This is a genomic window from Facklamia lactis (genome assembly GCF_015863205.1).
Lineage (GTDB): Bacteria > Bacillota > Bacilli > Lactobacillales > Aerococcaceae > Facklamia > Facklamia lactis.
Genome location: NZ_JACBXQ010000001.1, coordinates 218,131 through 239,622 on the forward strand (window position 1 = coordinate 218,131; position 21,492 = coordinate 239,622).

The following is a 21,492-nucleotide window of genomic DNA, read 5'->3' on the forward strand; positions in this document are numbered from 1 at the left end:
AGTATGAGTAACTTAGGAGAGGATTTTGACGATGGTAACAGGAAGTCGAGTTGAAAGAAATCAGTATAAAAAACGAAGTCAGAAACCAAATAAAAAGCGTTGGATTAAACGAATCATCATTTTCATGATTGGATTGGGTACCTTACTATTGCTAGCTGGAGGCGGATTATTTACATATTATGCGATGTCAGCTCCAGAAATTAGTAAAGAGGATCTTCGAGGACAGGTTTCTTCAAAAATATTTGATCGTGAAGGTCAACTGATTAAATCTCTAGGTGGACAAAATCGTGATTTAATGTCTGCAGAGGAGATCCCTTCTCTTCTTTCTGATGCAGTTTTAGCAATAGAAGATGCGAGATTTTTTAAGCATAATGGTGTGGATCCCATCCGAATCTTAGGAGCCGCTTTTGCAAACTTGCAGGCTGGGAATATTCAACAAGGTGGCTCTACCATTACACAACAATTGGTAAAGTTATCGGTGTTCTCAACTGATTTTGAAGATCAAACATTAGAAAGAAAAGCTCAAGAGGCTTGGCTTTCTCTCGGTATTGAACAGGAGTATGATAAAGATGAAATTTTAGCGTTGTATCTGAACAAACTTTTTTATTCAAATAATGTATACGGTGCAAAAACAGCTGCTAAGACTTTCTTTGGTAAAGAACTAAATGAAATTAATTTGGCGGAAGCTGCCTTATTAGCTGGACTTCCTCAAGCTCCTTCTCAAAATGATCCATATGCTTTTCCAGAAAATGCTAAGGAAAGACGAGATTTAGTCTTAGACGTGATGCTAAACCGTAAGATGATTAATGAAGAAGAATATGAGTCTGCTGTGAACACCCCCATAGCAGATATGTTACAACCCTTAAATGAAGACACAGTTTCAGAAACCGATTTAATCATTGATGCCTACTTAGATAATGTAGCGCAAGAAGTACAAGATAAAATGAATCTTAATATTTTTACGGATGGTCTAGAGGTCTATACGAATATTGATATGAATGCTCAAAAGCATCTTTATGAAACAGTCCATAACAAACATGGTCAAATTTTCCCTAACGATACAATGCAAACAGCAGTTTCAATCATTGATGTTGATACCGGACAACTCTATGCCCTACTGGGAGGGCGTAATCAAGAAGTTGCGATGGGACTTAACCGAGCATCCACCCTGAATCGAAGTGTAGGATCGACCATTAAGCCACTTAGTGCTTATGGCCCTGCCATCGAATATTTAAACTATTCTACTGGACAGTTAGTTGTCGATGAAGAATATCAATATACAAATGGTGATGAAATCTATAATTATGATTTTGATTATAAAGGTAAACAGACAATACGTGAGGCATTATCAGGTTCCCGAAATATTCCTGCTTTAAAAATGTTACAAAAAGTTGGTTTAGATAAAGCTTATTCTTTCTTACAAAAGATGGATATCAATCTGATGAATAATGACCAAAGAGAATTAGTTGAATCAAATGCTATTGGGGGCGAAATGACTCCAATTCAACTTTCAGCAGCCTATGCAACGATTGCTAATTACGGGGTCTATCAGCAACCGTATACAGTCAATAAAGTTGTTACTCAAGCGGGGACGGTTCAAGAGTTTAAAGCTGAAGAACGTCAAGCAATGAAAGATTCTACAGCCTATATGTTGATAGATATATTAAAAGGAGTTCCAGGTGATTTTGCAGCAGCTGCGGATATTAATGGTCTTCACCATGCAGGAAAAACAGGAACAACAAATTATACAAAAGATCAATTAGCACAGCTTGGAATAGATTCTTCGACTTATGCTGCACCAGATGGTTGGTATGCTGGAATTAGTCCACAATTTGCGGTGACGAGTTGGGTTGGTTATGATAATCCTCTGGAAGCAGGAAATTATCTTTCATTAGAAGAAACACGTATTCCACAAGAGATTTATCATGAAATGATGAGCTTTCTGATGAAAGATGTTCCTAAAACTGATTGGAAAATGCCTGACTCTGTTGAACAAGCTGAAATCGAAAAATACACAGATCCGATTAAGAAACCTAGTGCAAGTACACCAAAAGACTTACGTTCTAAAGAACTCTTTATAAAAGGAAGTCAACCTGCACAAGTGTCAGATAATTACCGTGCTATTGAAGCTCCGAAAGGCTTTGATGCTAGTTATGATCAGGTGACCCAAGAAATTGTGAGCAATTGGCAGGCTTTACCTGATAATTCAACTGCTCATTTTGAATTAACTCTGAATGGAACATTAATTTATTCAGGAAAAGATACTTCTTATAGAGTATCTGCACCAGCACCTGGTTATTACGAATTAGGTTTAAAAATTGTGGATGGTTCTGTATCTTCAGATACATTGATTATTACCTTTGATTTGTCTACTGAAGCAAATGAACCTAATACTACTAGTCTCGATTCTACAACTTCTACTGAAGAAACAAGTACAACTTCAGTAGAAGATCCGGATTCTAGTTCAACGACAGATCCTATAGAATCAACGATCCCACAAACTAGTGTAGAAAATTTAATTAATAATCCTAATCCATGATCAATTTTTAAAAATAAAGAATCTAATTAAAAAGCAGACCTTCTTTATGGAAGGTCTGCTTTTAACGTTTATCCCAATCAATAATGGGGATATCAATTTTTTGAAAGGTGGATTGGGATGAATCGGATTGCTGATTTTGTTTTTTTTGAAAGTTTTGGCTCGCTATTTGAGCCTCTTCTACTGTTTTGATATTCTGATTTTGCCAGTTTAAAAGAATACGGTCAATATATTTAAGATTATAGGCCTGCCTTAATATGGCTTCTTTTAGTGCTGCAGTAATCAATTCAATTGGATAGTGATCTTGGTGAACCCATGTGTTAATGGTCTCTAATTCTAGATTAGAGAGAACTCTGCCAAATTCTTTTTCAAATAAAGAGATTAACTGTTTAAGTTCCTTTTCTTGACTTATGTGGGTAGAGATAGTTGGTTTCGAAACAACTTCCTGGCTTTTCTCTTTTTGACTATTAAGATCTGCATCTAATGATTCAAATAAAGGTCTTAAAGTATAATGATCTGTTTGTTTGCCTTCTTTATTTGGGACTAATTCTATGTTTAAGTAATTTTTATCCATTAACGAATTTAAAGTCGCATATAGCTGATCACTTTCCCATCCAAGTTGATCAGCGATGCTCACGATTGTAGACACAGGCTGACTTTGATTGAGATGTTGTAATAAATAAACAATCACCACAAACTCATCTGAATTAAGTTTTAGTTTAGCGAAATGCTTGATAAATACATTGGGTACGATCGTATAACCTGTTTTCATCCAATCATAAATTGACGTTCCCATATGTCCTCCCTTCTAGTTGAAATTTATGGATAGAGACGATTTAACAAGCGTGGGAATGGTGAGGCTTCTCGGATATGTTCAATACCAGCAATCCATGCAACCGCACGTTCAAGTCCTAAACCAAATCCAGAATGAGGCACACTTCCATATTGACGTAAATCTAAGTACCAAGCATAAACTTCGGGATCTAATCCATACTTATGAATATTTTCTGCCAAGGTCTGATAGTCATCAATTCTTTGAGATCCTCCTATGATTTCTCCATAGCCTTCAGGAGCAATCATATCCGCACATAGAACTGTTTCAGGATTATCAGGATTAATCTTCATATAAAAAGGTTTAATTGATTTAGGCCAATTAATGATAAAGACGGGTTGGTCATTTTGATTAGCAATAAATGTTTCATGCGGAGAACCAAAATCTTCTCCCCATTCAATATCATCAAACCCATTATCTTGAAGTAATTTAACAGCATCTGTGTATTCAATTCTTGGATAAGGTAATTGGCAATATTTCTCTAATTGGTTAATATCACGTTCTAGTGTTTCTAAAGCAAGTCGACAATTATCAATTACTGATCTTACAAGAAATGCAACATACTCTTCTTGAACTTTTAGACTAGCTTCATGATCAGTGTAGGCCATTTCAGGCTCCATCATCCAAAATTCAATCAAGTGACGACGTGTTTTTGATTTTTCTGCTCTAAATGTAGGTCCAAACGAGAAAACATTTCCAAAAGCCATTGCGGCTGCTTCCATATATAATTGTCCAGACTGCGAAAGATAAGCATCCTCGTCGAAATATTTAGTATGGAATAATTCTGTTGTTCCTTCAGGTGCTGACCCTGTTAAAATAGGAGGATCAATTTTTATAAAAGATCGGTCATTAAAGAATTGATAAGTTGCACGAATAATTTCATTTCTCACTTGCATAATAGCATGCTGCTTGCTAGAACGTAGCCATAAGTGGCGATGATCCATTAAGAAGTCTGTCCCATGTTCTTTAGGTGTGATTGGATACTCATGGCTCTCACCTATTATTTTGATTGATTTTATCAATAATTCATAACCAAGATTTGAACGATCGTCTGCTTGAACAATTCCTTGAAGTTCTACACTTGATTCTTGCCCAAGCGTTTTAACGAGTTCAAATACCTCCTCACCTACTTCATTTTTTAGCACAATCCCTTGAAAGTAAACTTGTCCATCTCTCAATTGTAAAAAGGCGATTTTACCAGAAGAGCGCTTGTTGGTTATCCACGCTTTTACAATCACTTCTTGATCTAAAAAATCCTCAGCTTGACGCATACTAATTATTTCCATTGTTATGTTCTTCCTCTCTAAATATTTGAAATTGTTTGAACCCATTCACCTGTTATTGCATCAATTACATAATAGGTGATGGTTTGATTGCTATTTTTGATCGTCATTTCCCAAATTGGCTTCTGTTGATATTTACCTAAGCGCGTTTGAATAATATTTGGATTTTCTATCGCACTGGCAGTGATCGATTTAGCATCCATTTCAGTAATTATCTCATCACCTTGATAATACTCAATATCTCCACCCTCTCGAGCTACAATTGCATATATTTGTTGATCTTTCTCATCTTGAAAGTCTAAACTAAAGTATGAGCGATCAGTGGTCGTCCAATAAAAGTCATTAATTGCCTTAACCTGATAATCATACTCCACTAAGGCTACCAATTCTTCTTCAGCTCTATTTAAATCTGCTTGGCTTCCCATAAAAACTGATAACAATGCAATCATGATGATCAATAGAATCAAGGTTAGAATAGAAACGGTACGGCGTTTCACGGGATCATCACTCCTTTATATTTCCTTAAATCATAAATCATATTGTAAATTAAACTGTATCGATTCATCAAGTCTTTGACGAATATCTTTTGAATAATATTTTGTAAAAACACGATCATCCATTAGAAAGGCTTGCTGAATGTTGAAATAATCCCTGAGATATTGTATTCCAACGCTTAAATCATTCAGCATATGTGGTAAAAGGAGTTGGTCAAAAATTTGATCCTCATTGATTTTTAAAACTTCTGCTTGTGCCTGTATACTGGATTTTTTCAAGGATTGGAAAGGTAAATTCATCCAATAAAAGCTTGTTGAACAGTCTTCAATATACCAGTTGTGGTTTAGAAGAGATTGCCATTGAATAATAACAATCGAAGAATCGCCTTCAATGACATAGCGTTTTATTTTATTTAAACTCCCCGAAACATGTTGACTTAAAATTCGGATTTGATCTGCTGCGTCTATCGAATGTCTCAAACTAGCATAACAGTCAATTGCTTGCTGACGATTATTAACGATAATCAAATTAAGTTTACTCGTTAATGGGAACTGTTCATTAAGTAATATTCCGAGCTTTTCTATTTGGAAGCCAAAAGAATCGATCATTTGATCTTTACTTTCTAGGTATGCAGCCGGAATTTGAACTTGTAATAGATCCTTTTCTTGATTCAATTGATAGTATTTAAAGGAATGCAGGCCTAATTGATGATAGCTTCCAATCGTTTGTTTATAGAATGTATCCCCAGGGCTAAATAAGAGTACTTTATTAAAATGATCAAACAGTTCAGACATTTGACTAGAATGGCGGATAGGAGTCCAGAAGAGATGAATATGATAAAAATGATTCTGGTATTGTTCCATTTTTACAGAATAATACCCTCTATCTTTCTTTTGACTGACGATGAGTAAATATTCCAAATTTTTTATACTATTTTGAAGATGAATTAATTTAGCTTGCATATTTTTAGGAAAGTACTTCTCAATTATAGCATTATTTAAACCGTTATTTTTGATTAATTTTTCAATAATTGATAAAACTTCGGATAAAATTTTGGAAGAATCTTTTAGGTAAAATTCTTTTCTTTGTTGACGGTCTGTCCATGGAGATTGAGAAATAAAATTTTGTTCAATTTTATCTATTAATTCTCTGAATAGTGATCTGAAACTAACTAACTGTTGATAAATAGAGTTATTTCGGTTTTGTTGAGGAATATTTTGATGATCAAAATCAATTAACTGTTGAATTTGGACCAATGACTGACTTAAATTAGTAAAAATTTGATTATGAAAACTTTCTTGGCGATTTAACTCACTTAAATTATCTACAATTAAATGATATTTCTTTAAATTAAAGGGTCTAACAGAATCAGGACTTAACCGACTTAAATAAGATAAAAAAGGATTAATTGTTAATATTAAGTGATTTTGTTTGATATCTTGAAGAGCTTTTTCATAAAAATAGTGCTTCGAACTATAATCAATCACTTCTAACATTTTGTCTATTTGCTCTTGAATATTAATTTCATGATTTAATTCGGAAAGGATACCTGATTCTGTTTCACTTAGCCAAACCCAACATGATCCAAGAACGATCAATTCATGTTGATTTAATTGCTGATAGTCAATTTTTTGACAATAATTATCAAAATCTGCTAAATTGAGATAATATTTTTTGGGTAGGATAATTTGAAACTCAGATAACGGAAAATCTTTCATTTCAGTTAACCATTTATACAATAATTTAGTTGATGAAAAAGACAAACAGGCTTCTTGTTGATGGGTAAATATTTCGCGATAGAATTGATGTTTGAACAGCTGACTAATTGGTCTTTTATGTCCTTCTATAATCAAATGGGAAAAGGTTAAGTTTTTTTGTTGAATGAGTTCGAAATTAATTACTTTGACATCTTTGCAAGCTGTTAGGGCATGACTCCGATCGTTAGTTGATTGAGAATAATCTTCGATTAAAAATGATTGAGTGATTTCAAATAATAAGACCTCTTGGTGAGTAAAATAAGTGGCTATTTTTGCAAGTTTTTTAAATGTTTCTCGGTTTAATTGCGTTATTTTTTCAGCAATTTTGTTCAATAACTGGGTCGTGACATTAGCATCCGCAAGTGCCTGATGAGCATTTTTATAATCTAAATTTAAATAATTACCTAAATCAATTAAGTTGAAGCCTTGTGATTGTGGAAATAAGCATTTGCTTAAACTAACAGTATCGATGGCCATAGGATTATATTTATAGCCTGCTTCTTCAAAATGAGCTTGCATAAATTTTAAATCATGTGCTAGATTATGCGCTATAAAGATACAGTCTTTTAATCTTTCATACCAAAGCCCTGCGACTGATAAAAAAGTAGGAGCTGTTTTTAGTTCTTGCTCCTCAATTCCAGTCAATTTATGAATATGGGGAGGAAGCGGACATTCAGGATTAATGAGCATTTCATGTTGGGCAATAATATGATTATTTTCAACGATAACAGCACCAATTTGAACAATGCGGTCACCATCTCCAATATTAGGACCGGTTGATTCTAAATCTACCACTGCATATTTCATACTATTCCCCCTTTCTATTTGTGATTAATTTTATCCTGGTAGTATTTTGTTGCTAGTTGAATAAGTACGGGCTGAGCGTTTTCAATTTCTCCTTTAATGACAGATTCTTCAAGGAAGGATAAGAGTTCTCCTACCCATGGTCCCCCCTTTTGAACTTGTAAATGCTCCATTATCATTTGTCCATTTATATGAAGTTCTTTGCGATGATGGATCGGTAATGTTTTATAAAGATTTTGAATTTTTTGTGCAGAGTTTGGATCCGAATTATACTTTAAGAATTCTGAAATCCTATTGATACTTTCTTGATTGAAAGGATATAAGTGAATGGAGGTGAGACTTTTGGTCTGATAAAGAAAATAAAGTTCTATAAATTCATGAACCTTTCGTATAAATTGTTTAGAATGTGTCCATCCCTTTAAAAAAGATTGAATTTGATCCAAATGATGAATTTCCATCTCGATCATTAGCAAGGCCCACATCATGACAGAATCTTTAACTGGAACATGTTCTGTTTGGTGACTAATGGTTTGAATTGCTCGATAATAAACCGCTTCGTCAGCAAGAGGTAAATATTGTAATAAGCCACTATGATAAATAGTGGGTAACATCTCTTTAAGATAGACACCTTTTAACAATTTATCCATTTCAATTCGAACTCTTTCTACAGAGATTTTTTCCAAGTTTGCTGCTAATTTTCGAATAGCTGATAAAGTTTGAGATTCAATGTCAAAACCTAATTGGCTTGCAAATCGTATCCCCCTAATCATTCTAAGAGCATCTTCTTGAAAACGTTCTTCCGCTTTTCCTACTGCTCGAATCGATTTTTGCTGAATATCTAATAGTCCTTGATGAAAATCATACACCTTCCCTTTTGCATCGATTGCCATGGCATTCATGGTGAAATCTCTTCGTAATGTATCTTCTTCAAGACTTCTAACAAAATCAACATGATCAGGCCTTCTAAAATCTGTATATGTCGATTCTGTACGAAAAGTGGTGATTTCGTAATCATTGCCTTGATGTAGAACCACGATCGTACCATGTTCAACACCAACATCAAAATGTTTTGGGAATATTTCTTGAATTTCACTTGGAAAAGCTGAAGTCGCAATGTCAATATCATTAACTTCTTTATTGAGTATACTATCTCTCACACAACCACCAACAAAATAAGCCTCATAACCATGAGACTCAATTGTTGTTAATACAGGTATGGCATCTTGAAATTTTTTGTTTGAAATATCGATAATCACAGACTCACTCCATCAACTTTTCTAATGTATGTGCCATTTGATCTAAATGGCTAAATTTACCTTGATCCAATGCATGGTCAATTTCATTCATGAGATAACGACGAAAGGCTTCTTTACTAATTGACAAAGTTTCTTGATCAAGTTTTTTTAAATCCGTCATATATAAGGGAACATAAGGATTTTCTTGAAATACATTTAGATGCGAAGCTTTTAAGAAATAATCACTAACCTCTATTTCAAGAAAAAAGGTTAACTTATGTCGCATTACATTTAATCGAAAGTCATGGAAAGCCTGTTCAATCGATTGATAAGTATATTGATCTTTATAGTATTTAAAAAATGGCTCTGTATCGGGCTGCAAAGAAATCCAAATTCCTCTGGGTGCATATTCAACATGGTCCGAAAATTCGATAAATTTTAGGACGGATTGATTATAAAGTAGGTATTTAAAAAACGCATTGATCTCATAATTTAAATAGGGATAAGTTGATAATAACCATTTAATAAAATCGGCTTTTCTTGTGTCACTTTCCATGGTCTTCCCCTTTTTATGGTTTGCTATTTAAGCAATAACTTATTGTTCATGAGATAAAGAATTAGGATATTGTTCAGATAATTCTTGTGCTTTATGTTCTAATCCCAAAGCCTGATAGGCTTTAAATAAATAGTCCATTAAATCTTCCTCTTCAGCCAAAGCATCTAAAGCATTCTCAAAGAATTTGATCGCTAAAGAGTAGTTTTTACTTGCGAAATAAAAACGACCTTTTAAATAAGTAAAATTGGGCATATGTGTGAATTCATCCTGATAAGTTTCTAATACATCTTTAGCAGCTTGGAGCTGATTGGTTTGAAGATGATATTCCAAGATCGATTTAATGATCTGATAACGGATAGATGGATCATCCTCAAGTGCTAAGTAAGCAGTAATCGCATCAATAAAGTCTGCTGTATAGAGCTTCATGTATTCAGCCCATTCTAAACATTCCTTAATAGAATCATCGTAGATTGGGATTGCTTTAGTTAAAAATTGAAGAATTCTTTTAAAATTTTGTGGATCCGAAATGGTAGCATAAAGCTCTAAAAGCAAAAATCCTGCTTCTAAATGATCAGGATTCATTTGAATTGCTTTTTCTCCAGCTTGAATGGCCTTATGAAATTGCTTGCCTGAATAGAATGCATAGGCTAATAGATACTGATCATCAGCTGACATGGTAATTGTTTCATTATTTTGAATAAATTTTTCGATTTTTTGAAAATCAATTATTTCTTCAGTGGTATATAAAGTTAATAGATGAGTTCGCCATTTTCTAATTAAATTAGGATCTTCTTGTCCGAAATAATCTAACAATATTTCGTAATAGTAAATAGCCTTTTCAGAAATTTTCTGGTGGTCATAAAGTTCAGCCAATTTTTCATAACCTTGATACTTTTCGGGCACTTTTTGTATTAGGCTTTGATAGATTTTGAGAGCTTGTTTAATTTGGAATTCTTCTTTTGAAAGTTCAGCGGCTAGTAACCAGATGTCATAATCATAATCCGATGTATCAATTTGCTGGAACCAATTTTTTGCTTCAGAAATAGCGTTTAATTCTAAAAAAGATTTAGCAATTTGATAAGCAGTGTTTGCCTTAGCATGCTGATGATATGCTTGAACTAGATAATGAATTTGTAGATCTCGATAGCCTAATTTTCCCCATTGTTTGGCAAAGTATAAAAGAAGCTGTTCCTTATCTTCTTCGGTTATCAATGCTTGATTAACTACTTGTTCAAGCATAGCTACTTGATCAGAAATTTCAGAAAAAGATTCTATTTCATAAATAATCTCAGATATATCGGTCATTCTTACACCTCAATGCTATTATAACATGATCAACAGTTTACAACAAAATTAATTAAAATAAAAAAGACGCTCAATAGAGCGCCAGTGAAAATCATTACTTAACAGCATCTTTTAAAGCTTTACCAGCTTTAAATCCAGGAACTTTAGTTGCTGAAATTTCGATTTCTTCACCTGTTTGAGGGTTACGACCTTTACGAGCTGCACGGTCACGAACTTCAAAAGTTCCAAAACCAATTACTTGAACCTTTTCACCTTCAGATAAAAACTCTTGAACAGATTCGAATAATGCTTCAACAGTAGCTGTAACATCTTTCTTAGTTAAGTTTGTTTTGCTTGCAACACGTTCTACTAATTCTGCTTTATTTGCCATTAGTACATCCTCCTTATAATTATGCCTTTAAAAAGCATTATTGAAAATTAATCATTGAATGATTATTTCCTAATTAGAATAACATAACATTGGCTATAAGACAACGATATCCACTTGTTTTTAGACGTTTTTTTAAAAATTTAACTTCTTTCTCGAATTAATAATTTTAAAGGAGTACCATCGAAATAGAATGATTCTCTCATTTTATTTTCAAGGAATCGTGCATAAGAAAAATGCATTAATTCAGGGTCGTTGACAAAAACGACAAATGTTGGAGGATTGACAGCTACTTGGGTCATATAATAAATTTTTAATCTTCTTCCTTTGTCTGTCGGGGTTGGATTCATTGCAATTGCATCCATCAAGACATCATTTAGTACAGAAGATTGAATACGACGATGGCGATTTTCATAAATTTCTTCCAAGATACTTGGTAATTTTTCTAGTCTTTGTCCCGTTTTTGCTGATACAAAAAGGATTGGAGCAAAAGATAAGTATTGAAATTCTTGTCTGATTTGATCAGTGAATTTTTCGAATTGTTTATCCGTCTTGTCAATAGCGTCCCACTTATTTACCAAGATGACGATTCCTTTATTAGCTTCAAAAGCATAGCCAGCTACTTTTTTATCTTGCTCAATAATACCTGTTTCTGCGTCTAATACAAGACAAACAATATCTGAACGATCAATCGCTGATAATGCGCGCATAACGGAATATTTTTCGGTATTTTCGTATACTTTTCCTCTTTTACGGATACCTGCTGTATCAATCATTGTAAAAGGTCGACCATCTTGACTTATAAATTCAGTGTCAACTGCTTCTCGAGTCGTTCCTTCAATGTTTGAAACAATGACTCGTTCTTCTTCAAGCATGGCATTTACTAAACTTGATTTGCCAACATTGGGGCGTCCAATAAAAGAAAATTTAATCCTTTCTTGTCCATCTGTTTCTCCCGCTTCATCAGGAAAGAATTGAATAACTTGGTCTAATAAATCTCCTGTGCCAGTTCCATGGGTTCCGGAAATAGGATAAGGATCACCGTGTCCTAAGGAATAAAATTCATAAGACTGTGTTCTTTGCTCAGGGTTATCTGCCTTATTCACAGCTACAACTACAGGTTTATCTGTTCGGTGCAAGTAATAGGCAATTGCCTCATCAGCATCTGTCAGTCCTTCACGACTAGATACCATGAAAATAATCACATCAGCTTCTTCCATTGCAATTTCTGCTTGGTATTTGATTTGTTTCATTAAGGGTTCATCTGACATATCAATGCCACCCGTATCGATAAGTCGAAATTCTTTGCCCAACCATTCAGCATTAGCATAGATCCGATCGCGTGTGACGCCTTCGTAATCTGCCACAATCGATAGACGATCCCCCACTAAACGATTGAAGAGTGTTGATTTTCCGACATTAGGTCTGCCAACAATCGCCACTATAGGTAAATCCATTCTGTCACCTCCAAAAAAAATTAATAATAATAAAACCCAATTGCCATCCCAATAAGACTGAATAACAGTGATAGAGGGAGAACAATTGGATTAAAAAGTACATGAGATTATGAATTAGTTTTCAGTATCTTCTTGTAAGTTTTTAAAAGCGTCGCTACCTAACATATCTCCTAAGGTAAAGCTTCCTTCACTTGCAGAATCATTGATTGAGCTTGAAGTATTTTTAGAGGATTGGTTATGGTTTTTCGCTTGAGAACGAGATTGGGTATTGCGATTATTTTGCTTAGGCTTGCGAGTATGTGGGTCGTTAGTTGGACGTGAAATTTCGTCTTGTTTTTCTTCAAAACCTTCTGGCTTTTCTAGCAAAGTTTTGATTGAAAGAGATAATCTTTGTGCTTCAGGATCAGCAGAAAGAACTTTCACATCTACTTCTTGACCTTCTGTTAGACGATCTTCAGGAGTTGCAATATGTTCATGTGCAATTTGAGAAATATGAACTAAACCTTCAACACCTGGGAAAACTTCAACAAAAGCTCCAAAGTTAGTTAAACGTTTAACGATTCCTTTATGAACAGATCCTTCAGGAGCTTTCTCCTCAATATCGTCCCAAGGGCCGGCTAATGTATCCTTAATCGATAATGAAATACGGCCTTCTTCTTCATCTACAGATAAGACTTTAACGTTAATAACCTCTCCAACTGTTAATTTATCACTTGGATGTTTTACATGCTCATGAGCAATACGGCTAATATGTACAAGTCCATCTACCCCACCTAAGTCAATAAAGGCTCCAAAATTAGTTAGACGAGCTACTTTACCTTCAATGATTGAATCTTCTTCCAATTGCCCCATACGTTCTGTACGTTCAGCTTCACGTTTTTCGCGAGCAATTTCCTTATGAGAAAGAATTAAGCGGTTCTCATCCGCATCAATTTCGACAATTTTGAATTCTAAAGTTTGACCTTTATAAGGTGAAAAATCATCTACAAAATAGTCTTCAACCATAGAAGCAGGAACGAATCCACGAACTCCTGCATCCACTACTAATCCACCTTTTACAATTTCCTTTACAGGCGCTTCAATTGTTTCACCACGTTCAGCGATTTCTTTAATATCTGCCCATACTTTTTTAGCTTCAAGTTGTGTTTTAGATAATAAGAAGTTCCCGTTTTCTTTATCCTTGATAGGTTTTAAAACGACCAATTCAATTTCGTCCCCAATACTTACAACTTCAGATGGGTCTTCAACACGAGTAGCTGCTAATTCTTTTAAAGGAATAACTCCTTCTAAACCGCCACTGTTTTTGATCGCAACTCGAACTTGATTATCTTCATCAAAAGCTAAAACATCGGCTGTTACAGTATCGCCTTTTTTAATTTCTAAAACACTGTCTAAAGCATCTGCCATTGTTGTCATTGAATCAGAATCAGTTACCTCATGAACTTCTTCGGTTTCCTCACTTGCTACCGTTTCAATCGTTTCCTCAGCTGCTTCTTCTGCTACCGTTTCCACTGTATCTTCAGCTTCAACTTCCCCATTTTCAACTTTAGTTTCTTCTACCTCAGTAGCTTCAACTTCTTCATTCATCTCATTATTCTCTAAAAACTCTGACATTCTTCCCGTTCCTCCTAAGCGTTACCTAAAAAAATTGTTGCAAGGGAATTTATACCCAAGCACTCTAACATTAATCATACCAAAAAAACAGTGCCACGTCTAGCATAAGACACGAAATATTAGCTTTTGTTTATAAAATTATTCTTTTGCAATAAATGACAATAAGTGTTTGACCACCTGATTGATCGTCATATTAGAGGTATCCACTTCGATTGCATCTTTTGCCTTTCTTAAGGGACTTATTTCACGGTTCATATCATACTGATCTCTTCTAATAATATCTTTTTCAATTTCATCTAAAGTCTGATCAGTTAAACCTTTAGTTTGATTTTCCTCATAGCGTCTTTTGGCACGTTCTCGACTTGAAGCAATAAGGAAAAATTTATAGTCAGCATTTGGTAAAACAACCGTTCCGATGTCTCTGCCATCCATGATCACACTATGTTGATGAGCAATGGTTTGTTGGCGGCTGACTAGCTCTTTTCTAACAAGAGGGACCGCTGATACCTTAGACACAAATCGATTTACTTCTTCAGAACGGATCTGGGCTGTTACATCTTGCATGTTCATCAGAACCATTTGGCCATTGGCTGTGTTTGTAAAATCAATTTGAGTTTCTTTTACTACTTGGTGAATAAATGTATCATTATTCAAATCAATTTCTTGTTGAATACATGCCAATGTTATGGCTCTGTACATAGCTCCGGTATCTAAGTAAATGATCCCTAGCTGTTGAGCAATAATTTTGGCAACGGTAGATTTTCCAGATGCTGCTGGGCCATCGATAGCAATCGTTAACATTTGAACTTCCTTTCATAAAAAACACATTTAACCGAAGCTAAATGTGTTTATCTATTATTATTACGGAATAATTATTTGCGTTCCTGGATGAATGGGTGTATCAATACTTGCACCATTAGCCGCAGCTAATTCGTATACATCAACACCATATGCTTGTGAAATAGACCACCATGATTCACTACCTCCTACAGTATGGTAGGTAGAACTTGGTTCAGTCTCTGGTTCAGGTGTCGGTGTTGGTTCTGGCTCAGGTTCAGGAGTTGGTGTTGGTTCTTGTGCAGTTGTTGTTTCGCGTTGATCTGTAGTATCTTCAGACTCTTCAGATTCAATTTTACGAGTGGAAACTGAGTCAGATTCATCTTTTGATTCTTCTTCAGTTGCAGATTCTGAAGATTTTTCTTTTTCTTTTGATTCGTCTTCAGTATTCTCTTGAGCTTGTTTGCTCATGCGTACTTGTTCAGCAGTGCGATCTTCTACAATTTGTTTATCTCTTTGTGAATCAACTACAGCATAAAGGATGAAAGGAGCCAGTAAAGCAACAATTAGAACAAATAATAATACTTGCGATAAAGTTGTGGCCTCTTTAGCAGGTTGGTTACGAGAAGAACGTGAGTATTGTCTATTTTTAAAGTTTTCATCTTCTCCAAACTTCTTATTCCAAGGAGCTGAGAATTTTTTTGATTTAAGATCTTCACCATTTGGTGATTCATGGTGAGTTTTTGGTCTAATTTTTTCATTATCGTTTGCCATTATGTATCCTCCTACAGACTAGTATTCAATATGTTTAACCACTAGTTCACTAGAATCTTAGATTAGTTTTATTCAAAAACCTTTTGTTAATATACCTAATTTATTACATTATAGCAAACTCTATTTCTTAATCAAACAAAATCTTTCGATAACCCACTCACAACAAGTATTGAATCGAATATATTTATTGATTGAAGAGTTGCTGATGTTCAAAATAAATTTCAGATAAATAAGCACTATTCAACATACCCTTTTTGTATATTGCAGGTGCCACTAGTTTGATAATGAGTATTTGACCGACTGCAAGTATGAGGCCTTTAATTAAATTGAAAGGAACAATAAGTGTTAGAACATAATTCAAAAAATTTTCAATTGGGAAATGCATAACATTAACGTAAATTGGTAAAGTAATGTAGTAATTTAAGACCGCCATTGAAATGGTTAGGCTGACAACTAGACTGAGTGTCATTAGAAGATAAATGTGTCTGGAAGCAAAATTTTTGGCACGGCTTAAAATGAAATGAGTAGGTAAAAACATACAAAGACTTGCGATAAAACTCATCATGCTTCCGATTGGAATTCCGGCTTCTCCACCTTTCAGTAAGTAATTAAGACCATCGCGGACTCCAGCCACCGCAATAATACCATTAGGGCCAGCTATTAACATACCGATTAGAACCATTAAATCACTTAAATCAACTTTTAAGAAAGGAGCAAAAGGCAAAATTGGAAAATCAAACATTCTTAAAACAATCGCCCATGCTCCCAAAATTGCTAACAACACCATCTGAGTTAATTTTTTCTTTTTCATTATACTTTCTCCTTTATACGTCTCATGGAGTAAGTTAGCGTACAGAGAAAAGCCACCCTCTTTATCTCGGAACTGAAATAATGAGCGTGGAAAAAACGTACTTTTCAATAATGAATACGCTATCCGCTTCTACCATCCAGACTTTACTGTCGGTACTGGAATTTCACCAGATCAACTTGAGAATACTCAAGGTCGCGGACTATACCGCCGGTCGGGAATTTCACCCTGCCCCGAAGACGTTTATATATTATTTTATTATAGAGTATAATAGCATTGTGTTTTTCAAATGTCAAGAGATGAACCTTGAGCCATTTTTCTCAATTTATCCACTTCAAAAGCGGTTAATTCACGCCACATTCCAGCCTCTAACCCTTTTAAATCAAGAAATGAAAATCGTTCTCGTTTAAGTTTCATAACAGGATGGCCAATAGCATCAAACATTTTCTTTACTTGATGATTCCATCCTTCGCGAATACTTAGCTCCAAAATAGCCGTTTGATTTTTTTCATTGGAAGATAGAAGTTTTGCTCGAGCTTTAGACGTTTTCTTGCCATCAATGATGACTCCTTTTTCTAATTGATTCAAACTAGCCCGAGTTGGAATGTTTTGAACTTTTGCAATATAGATCTTTTCAACTTGAAATTTAGGATGCATCATTAAATTAGCGAAATCCCCATCATTGGTTAATAACAGAAGACCTGTTGTATCAAAGTCTAAACGACCGATAGGATAAATTCTTTCGTCAATTCCCCTGATTAAATCTGTCACAACGGGTCTATTTTTGTCATCAGCCACTGCAGAGATATAATTTTTCGGTTTATATAATAAAAGGTACCGTGGTTCTTCACGATAGATGGGAATATTATCAACTTCAACTAAATCTGTTTGATTTACTTTCGCTCCTAGCTCAGTAATCGTCTGGCCATTGACTTTTACCCTTCCTTCCAAGATGATTTCTTCACACTTTCGACGACTGGCAACTCCCGCATGGGCCATTACTTTTTGTAATCTTTCCATTGGTTCTCACCCTCCTTACAAAGTTTCTGTTGAGTCAATTTCCCATTTCTTTCTTGTAAATAATTCTTCAGTTGCTGTCTGAGTATTTAAGGCTAATTCTTCAATAGGAGGCAAATCATCCAAACTCGTCAGTCCAAAATAATTTAAAAAATAATCGGTCACCCCATATAGGATCGGTCGTCCTGGGGCATCTAAATGTCCTATTTCTTTGATGAGATCTCTTCCAAGTAATTTGTGAAGCATGGCTTGTGAGGAGACACCTCTAATTTCATCCACAGTCATTCGAGTTATAGGTTGTCGATACGCAACGATAGCAAGTGTCTCAATTGCAGCACGAGTGAGCTTTTGTTGGAGGGAAGACTGAGCAAACTGCTCTACAACTTTTTCTAAATCAGGTTGGGTCGTCAAGTGGTAGCGCTCGCCAAATTGGACCAATTCAATGGGGGAAAAAGTATCTGAACGATAATGATGGGCTAATTCCTTAAGAGATTCACGGATTAATTCGGGATCTTCTTCTAAGACGGTTACAAGATCTTGGAAATTGACACCTTCTTCTCCTGCAACGAATAGAATGGCTGCTAATTTACGAATCATCTGGCTTCACTCCTTGTCCATATTTGATATAGATGTTACCTAGATTATGTGTTTGTTGGAAAATTAGTTCTTGTTTTCTAACCAACTCAAGTAAGGCCATAAAAGTAGCAATGATCTCTGGACGACTAGGATTGCTTAACAAATCGTTGAATTCAAGTTTCTCTCCTAGTGGAATTTTTTGGAAAGATTGCCGAATTTCGTGTATTTTTTCAGTAACCGATACCTGATCATGCTTAATTTTTCGCTCTTTTGGGATACGTTCCAATTCTCTTTGCAACACTTGTAACATCGAATGAGAAAGATCTGATAAAGTAAGTTCCCCTTCTTCAAGAGGGACAAAGGATTGGTAGTGTGAAAGATCACTGGGAGTCTTTGAATAAATTTTGGAGCGTTGGTCTTGTTTCTCTTCTAAAGCATCTGCTACATTCTGAAATTGTTGATAGATTAAAAGTTGCTGGACTAAAACTTTACGAGGGTCTTCATTGAATTCGTCATCATCCATTTGTTCAGGCTCAATTGGAATTAACAAACGACTTTTGATCTCAAGCAGGCTTGCAGCCATGACTAAATAATCACCAATAACATCAAGATTTAGTTGAGACATCGATTGAATATACTTTAAATATTGCTGGGTAATTTCCCGCATTGGAATATCATTTATATCAATTTCCATGCGCTTAATTAAATGTAGAAGTAAATCAAACGGCCCTTGAAAGGCCGTTAAATTAAGGTTTAATTCCATATTGTCTGTTTGAGTCACGTATGGACCACACTTTCATTTTCTGAATCTTCTTCTGCACGAAACTCTGCTGCTAATTCAGCAATTAAATCTTGTGTATGATTTTGGATAACGCCAACAATCTGAGCATTTGGAAAAAGGATCCGTAATTCTTTATACATTTCATACTCAACACCTTCATCTAGAAATGATGGAATAACTGAAATGCGATTCACTAAGATAGTTTCGATTTCATTCGGTTCACTTAGCTTCTCATTTTCTGTGACATAGCGGCGGTGTTCAATTCCCATTAGACCGACATAATTATCGGTATCAGGATCTTTATATAAGAATAATTCCATATCCTCATGATTACGGTAGTAATCTAATATTTCAGAAGCTTCAGTCATTGTGTCATCATCTTTACAAGTCAGACAAAGTAAACCGAGCACAATTTTTTCATTTTTATTAGTAGAGCTTAATAGCATATAAGCTACCCCCAATGTTACCAATTGATTTCTTGTGTGATCGTAACATTTCAGAGAATAAATTTCAACTTTTATCCTAAATTTGCTTCATTTCCTATCTTTTCAATCAATTTGTTTAATAAAGCTTTGAATTTTGGTTTAACGATTTGAGATATTGTTACAACTTCTTCATGATTTAAATGTTCTTGCATTCCGGCTGCATAATTTGTAATACAAGAAATTCCAATGATTTCCATTTCACAATGGCGTCCCACAATTGCTTCGGGAACCGTAGACATGCCAACAGCATCTCCACCGAGTGTTCTCACTGCTCGGATTTCAGCCGGTGTTTCATAAGAGGGACCTGTGAACCAGGTATAGACCCCTTTTTGTAAGTGATAGCCAAGTTCTGATGCAGCTTGATATAACAGTGTTTGTCCCTGATGACTATAGGTCTGCGACATATCAACAAATCGAGGCCCTTCTGGCTTATTAGAGCCAATTAAAGGATTCTCCCCTGTTAAATTGAGATGATCCGTAATGACCATTAAATCCCCAGGCTTAAACTCTTCATTAACTCCCCCAGCCGCATTCGTCAGAATAAGAGTTTTAACTCCTAATTGGTTGAAAATTCGAATAGGATAAGTGACCGTTTCAAGATCATAACCTTCATAATAATGGAAGCGTCCTTGCAGAGCGATAACCTTCTTACCAGCTAATTCACCGTAGACAAGCCGCCCTTCATGCCCCTCGACCGTAGAAGTTGGGAAATCAGGGATATCTTCATATTTAATCTTAATAGCATTGGTCATTTCTTCGACCATGTCTCCTAAACCAGACCCTAAAATTAGACCGATATCAGGTGACTGTACCCCATGTTCTCGCAAATAAGTTAATGTGTTCGTATACATTTAATTTCTCCTATACTAATTGATCCATAAAAGATTGACCATTTCCAGTACTTTTGGTATTAAAATGATCTGAAATACTTGCGGCAATATCACTGAAAGATTCAGCATTTAACTCTTTTGTATGAGTAAAACTTTTTGAATAGGCCAATAGTGGAACGAATTCTCGCGTATGGTCTGTTCCTGGAAAAGTTGGATCATTTCCATGATCAGCAGTAATAAGTAATAGATCATTTTCCTGCATTTTATTTATTATTTCAGGAATCCTTTCATCAAATGCTTGTAAAGCTTGCCCATACCCTAGTGGATTTCTTCTATGCCCATATACTGCATCGAAATCCACTAAGTTCGTGAATGAAATGCCATTAAAATCTTGCTTCATCACAGATAACAATTGATCCACGCCATCCATGTTACTTTTTGTGCGAATGGATTGCGTAATACCTGCACCATTAAAAATGTCATTGATTTTACCGATAGCAATCACATCATAATGAGCTTCTTTTAGAAAGTCTAAACAAGTTTTACCAAAAGGATCTAGGGCATAGTCATGTCGATTACTCGTGCGAGTATAATTCGGTGCCTGACCTACAAATGGACGGGCGATAATCCGACCAATCATATACGGCTCATCTCGCGTAATGTCTCGTGCATATTCACAAATTCGATAAAGTTCCTCTAAAGGAACGATTTCTTCGTGTGCTGCTATTTGCAAGACAGAGTCTGCTGAAGTATAAACGATCAAACTCCCTGTCTCTACATGATGCTGACCTAATTCTTCAATAATTTCAGTTCCTGAAGCAGGTCGATTCGCTATAACTTTTCGCCCTGAGAAATCTTCGATTCTATGAATCAGTTCCGCAGGAAAACCGTTTGGAAAAACACGAAATGAGCGATCGATGATGAGTCCCATAATTTCCCAATGCCCCGTCATCGTATCTTTTCCAGCTGATTTCTCAGCTAATTTAGTCCAATATGCAATGGGAGAATCGACTGGTTTGATGCCTTTTATGACTTCAATATTGCCTAATCCCATTGCTTCTAAATTTGGTAAGGTGAGCTCCATCGATTCTGCAATATGTCCCAAGGTATGAGCTCCACTATCACCAAAATGCTCTGCATCATTTGCTTCACCAATCCCTACTGAATCCATAACCAATAAATGTATTCTTTTAAATGTCATAT

20 protein-coding genes and 1 riboswitch are annotated in these 21,492 nt (G+C 35.2%); of the genes, 1 reads left to right on the top strand and 19 read right to left on the bottom strand.

The genetic code is table 11. From position 1 onward, the window contains the following. Positions 1-31: 31 nt before the first annotated feature. Entirely contained in the window at positions 32-2,539 is a 2,508-nt protein-coding gene (locus tag HZY91_RS00995; RefSeq protein ID WP_197114539.1) for a transglycosylase domain-containing protein, read from the top strand. A gap of 61 nt (positions 2,540-2,600) precedes the next feature. Here HZY91_RS00995 and HZY91_RS01000 read toward each other — a convergent pair whose 3' ends face one another. From HZY91_RS01000 to deoB, 19 genes are all read right to left on the bottom strand, one after another. Further along, positions 2,601-3,332, bottom strand: a complete 732-nt coding sequence (locus HZY91_RS01000) for a DnaD domain-containing protein (protein WP_197113795.1) — start codon at positions 3,330-3,332, stop codon at positions 2,601-2,603. A gap of 23 nt (positions 3,333-3,355) precedes the next feature. Further along, a complete protein-coding gene (gene asnS, locus HZY91_RS01005; protein ID WP_197113796.1) occupies positions 3,356-4,654 on the bottom strand; it encodes an asparagine--tRNA ligase in 1,299 nt (432 codons plus the stop codon). A gap of 17 nt (positions 4,655-4,671) precedes the next feature. Continuing rightward, on the bottom strand, positions 4,672-5,148 hold the full coding sequence (locus HZY91_RS01010) for a hypothetical protein (protein ID WP_197113797.1): 477 nt from the start codon (positions 5,146-5,148) through the stop codon (positions 4,672-4,674). A gap of 30 nt (positions 5,149-5,178) precedes the next feature. Further along, complete coding sequence (locus HZY91_RS01015) at positions 5,179-7,710, bottom strand: exonuclease domain-containing protein (protein WP_197113798.1); 2,532 nt, start codon at positions 7,708-7,710, stop codon at positions 5,179-5,181. Positions 7,711-7,724: 14 nt separating this feature from the next. Continuing rightward, positions 7,725-8,963: a CCA tRNA nucleotidyltransferase gene (locus HZY91_RS01020; protein ID WP_197113801.1), complete on the bottom strand. Its 1,239-nt coding sequence runs from the start codon at positions 8,961-8,963 to the stop codon at positions 7,725-7,727. 4 nt (positions 8,964-8,967) lie between these two features. Further along, positions 8,968-9,498 (bottom strand): YpiB family protein, encoded by a 531-nt coding sequence (locus tag HZY91_RS01025; RefSeq protein WP_197113804.1) that lies wholly within the window; start codon positions 9,496-9,498, stop codon positions 8,968-8,970. A gap of 39 nt (positions 9,499-9,537) precedes the next feature. Next, positions 9,538-10,803 (bottom strand): tetratricopeptide repeat protein, encoded by a 1,266-nt coding sequence (locus HZY91_RS01030; RefSeq protein WP_197113806.1) that lies wholly within the window; start codon positions 10,801-10,803, stop codon positions 9,538-9,540. A gap of 94 nt (positions 10,804-10,897) precedes the next feature. After that, a complete protein-coding gene (gene hbs / locus HZY91_RS01035) occupies positions 10,898-11,173 on the bottom strand; it encodes a non-specific DNA-binding protein Hbs (protein ID WP_197113808.1) in 276 nt (91 codons plus the stop codon). 140 nt (positions 11,174-11,313) lie between these two features. Beyond that, entirely contained in the window at positions 11,314-12,627 is a 1,314-nt protein-coding gene (gene der / locus HZY91_RS01040) for a ribosome biogenesis GTPase Der (RefSeq protein WP_197113810.1), read from the bottom strand. 114 nt (positions 12,628-12,741) lie between these two features. Beyond that, positions 12,742-14,043 carry a 30S ribosomal protein S1 gene (gene rpsA / locus HZY91_RS01045; RefSeq protein ID WP_235991479.1) on the bottom strand — a complete coding sequence of 434 codons (1,302 nt, stop codon included), beginning with the start codon at positions 14,041-14,043 and terminating at the stop codon, positions 12,742-12,744. A 336-nt stretch (positions 14,044-14,379) separates the two neighbouring features. Further along, positions 14,380-15,042, bottom strand: coding sequence for a (d)CMP kinase (gene cmk, locus HZY91_RS01050; RefSeq protein ID WP_197113814.1), 663 nt, complete (start codon positions 15,040-15,042; stop codon positions 14,380-14,382). 60 nt (positions 15,043-15,102) lie between these two features. Further along, a complete protein-coding gene (locus HZY91_RS01055) occupies positions 15,103-15,792 on the bottom strand; it encodes a LysM peptidoglycan-binding domain-containing protein (RefSeq protein ID WP_197113816.1) in 690 nt (229 codons plus the stop codon). Between the two features lie 184 nt (positions 15,793-15,976). After that, positions 15,977-16,603 carry an ECF transporter S component gene (locus HZY91_RS01060; RefSeq protein WP_197113818.1) on the bottom strand — a complete coding sequence of 209 codons (627 nt, stop codon included), beginning with the start codon at positions 16,601-16,603 and terminating at the stop codon, positions 15,977-15,979. A 120-nt stretch (positions 16,604-16,723) separates the two neighbouring features. Beyond that, positions 16,724-16,845: riboswitch (FMN riboswitch) on the bottom strand. 40 nt (positions 16,846-16,885) lie between these two features. Further along, a complete protein-coding gene (locus HZY91_RS01065; protein ID WP_197113820.1) occupies positions 16,886-17,620 on the bottom strand; it encodes a pseudouridine synthase in 735 nt (244 codons plus the stop codon). Positions 17,621-17,635: 15 nt separating this feature from the next. Beyond that, positions 17,636-18,214 carry an SMC-Scp complex subunit ScpB gene (gene scpB, locus HZY91_RS01070; protein ID WP_235991440.1) on the bottom strand — a complete coding sequence of 193 codons (579 nt, stop codon included), beginning with the start codon at positions 18,212-18,214 and terminating at the stop codon, positions 17,636-17,638. Further along, complete coding sequence (locus tag HZY91_RS01075; RefSeq protein ID WP_328751387.1) at positions 18,204-18,974, bottom strand: segregation and condensation protein A; 771 nt, start codon at positions 18,972-18,974, stop codon at positions 18,204-18,206. Before HZY91_RS01075 ends, scpB begins: the two co-directional genes overlap by 11 nt. Next, positions 18,971-19,420 (bottom strand): hypothetical protein, encoded by a 450-nt coding sequence (locus HZY91_RS01080; RefSeq protein WP_197113823.1) that lies wholly within the window; start codon positions 19,418-19,420, stop codon positions 18,971-18,973. The genes HZY91_RS01075 and HZY91_RS01080 overlap by 4 nt, the downstream gene beginning before the upstream one ends. Positions 19,421-19,491: 71 nt before the next feature. Further along, positions 19,492-20,310, bottom strand: a complete 819-nt coding sequence (locus tag HZY91_RS01085; RefSeq protein WP_197113825.1) for a purine-nucleoside phosphorylase — start codon at positions 20,308-20,310, stop codon at positions 19,492-19,494. Positions 20,311-20,320: 10 nt separating this feature from the next. Continuing rightward, positions 20,321-21,490: a phosphopentomutase gene (deoB, locus tag HZY91_RS01090; protein WP_197113827.1), complete on the bottom strand. Its 1,170-nt coding sequence runs from the start codon at positions 21,488-21,490 to the stop codon at positions 20,321-20,323. Between the last annotated feature and the right edge of the window lie 2 nt (positions 21,491-21,492).

Bases quoted from the DNA above. Each gene is read 5' to 3' on its own strand.
- HZY91_RS01015 (WP_197113798.1), bottom strand. From the start codon at position 7,710: ATGAAATATGCAGTGGTAGATTTAGAATCAACCGGTCCTAATATTGGA.
- HZY91_RS01030 (WP_197113806.1), bottom strand. From the start codon at position 10,803: ATGACCGATATATCTGAGATTATTTATGAAATAGAATCTTTTTCTGAA.
- HZY91_RS01085 (WP_197113825.1), bottom strand. From the start codon at position 20,310: ATGTATACGAACACATTAACTTATTTGCGAGAACATGGGGTACAGTCA.
- der (WP_197113810.1), bottom strand. From the start codon at position 12,627: ATGGATTTACCTATAGTGGCGATTGTTGGCAGACCTAATGTCGGAAAA.
- hbs (WP_197113808.1), bottom strand. From the start codon at position 11,173: ATGGCAAATAAAGCAGAATTAGTAGAACGTGTTGCAAGCAAAACAAAC.
- HZY91_RS01000 (WP_197113795.1), bottom strand. From the start codon at position 3,332: ATGGGAACGTCAATTTATGATTGGATGAAAACAGGTTATACGATCGTA.
- cmk (WP_197113814.1), bottom strand. From the start codon at position 15,042: ATGTTAACGATTGCTATCGATGGCCCAGCAGCATCTGGAAAATCTACC.
- asnS (WP_197113796.1), bottom strand. From the start codon at position 4,654: ATGGAAATAATTAGTATGCGTCAAGCTGAGGATTTTTTAGATCAAGAA.
- HZY91_RS01025 (WP_197113804.1), bottom strand. From the start codon at position 9,498: ATGGAAAGTGACACAAGAAAAGCCGATTTTATTAAATGGTTATTATCA.
- rpsA (WP_235991479.1), bottom strand. From the start codon at position 14,043: ATGACAACAATGGCAGATGCTTTAGACAGTGTTTTAGAAATTAAAAAA.
- HZY91_RS01060 (WP_197113818.1), bottom strand. From the start codon at position 16,603: ATGAAAAAGAAAAAATTAACTCAGATGGTGTTGTTAGCAATTTTGGGA.
- HZY91_RS01080 (WP_197113823.1), bottom strand. From the start codon at position 19,420: ATGCTATTAAGCTCTACTAATAAAAATGAAAAAATTGTGCTCGGTTTA.
- HZY91_RS00995 (WP_197114539.1), top strand. From the start codon at position 32: ATGGTAACAGGAAGTCGAGTTGAAAGAAATCAGTATAAAAAACGAAGT.
- scpB (WP_235991440.1), bottom strand. From the start codon at position 18,214: ATGATTCGTAAATTAGCAGCCATTCTATTCGTTGCAGGAGAAGAAGGT.
- HZY91_RS01065 (WP_197113820.1), bottom strand. From the start codon at position 17,620: ATGGAAAGATTACAAAAAGTAATGGCCCATGCGGGAGTTGCCAGTCGT.
- HZY91_RS01055 (WP_197113816.1), bottom strand. From the start codon at position 15,792: ATGGCAAACGATAATGAAAAAATTAGACCAAAAACTCACCATGAATCA.
- deoB (WP_197113827.1), bottom strand. From the start codon at position 21,490: ATGACATTTAAAAGAATACATTTATTGGTTATGGATTCAGTAGGGATT.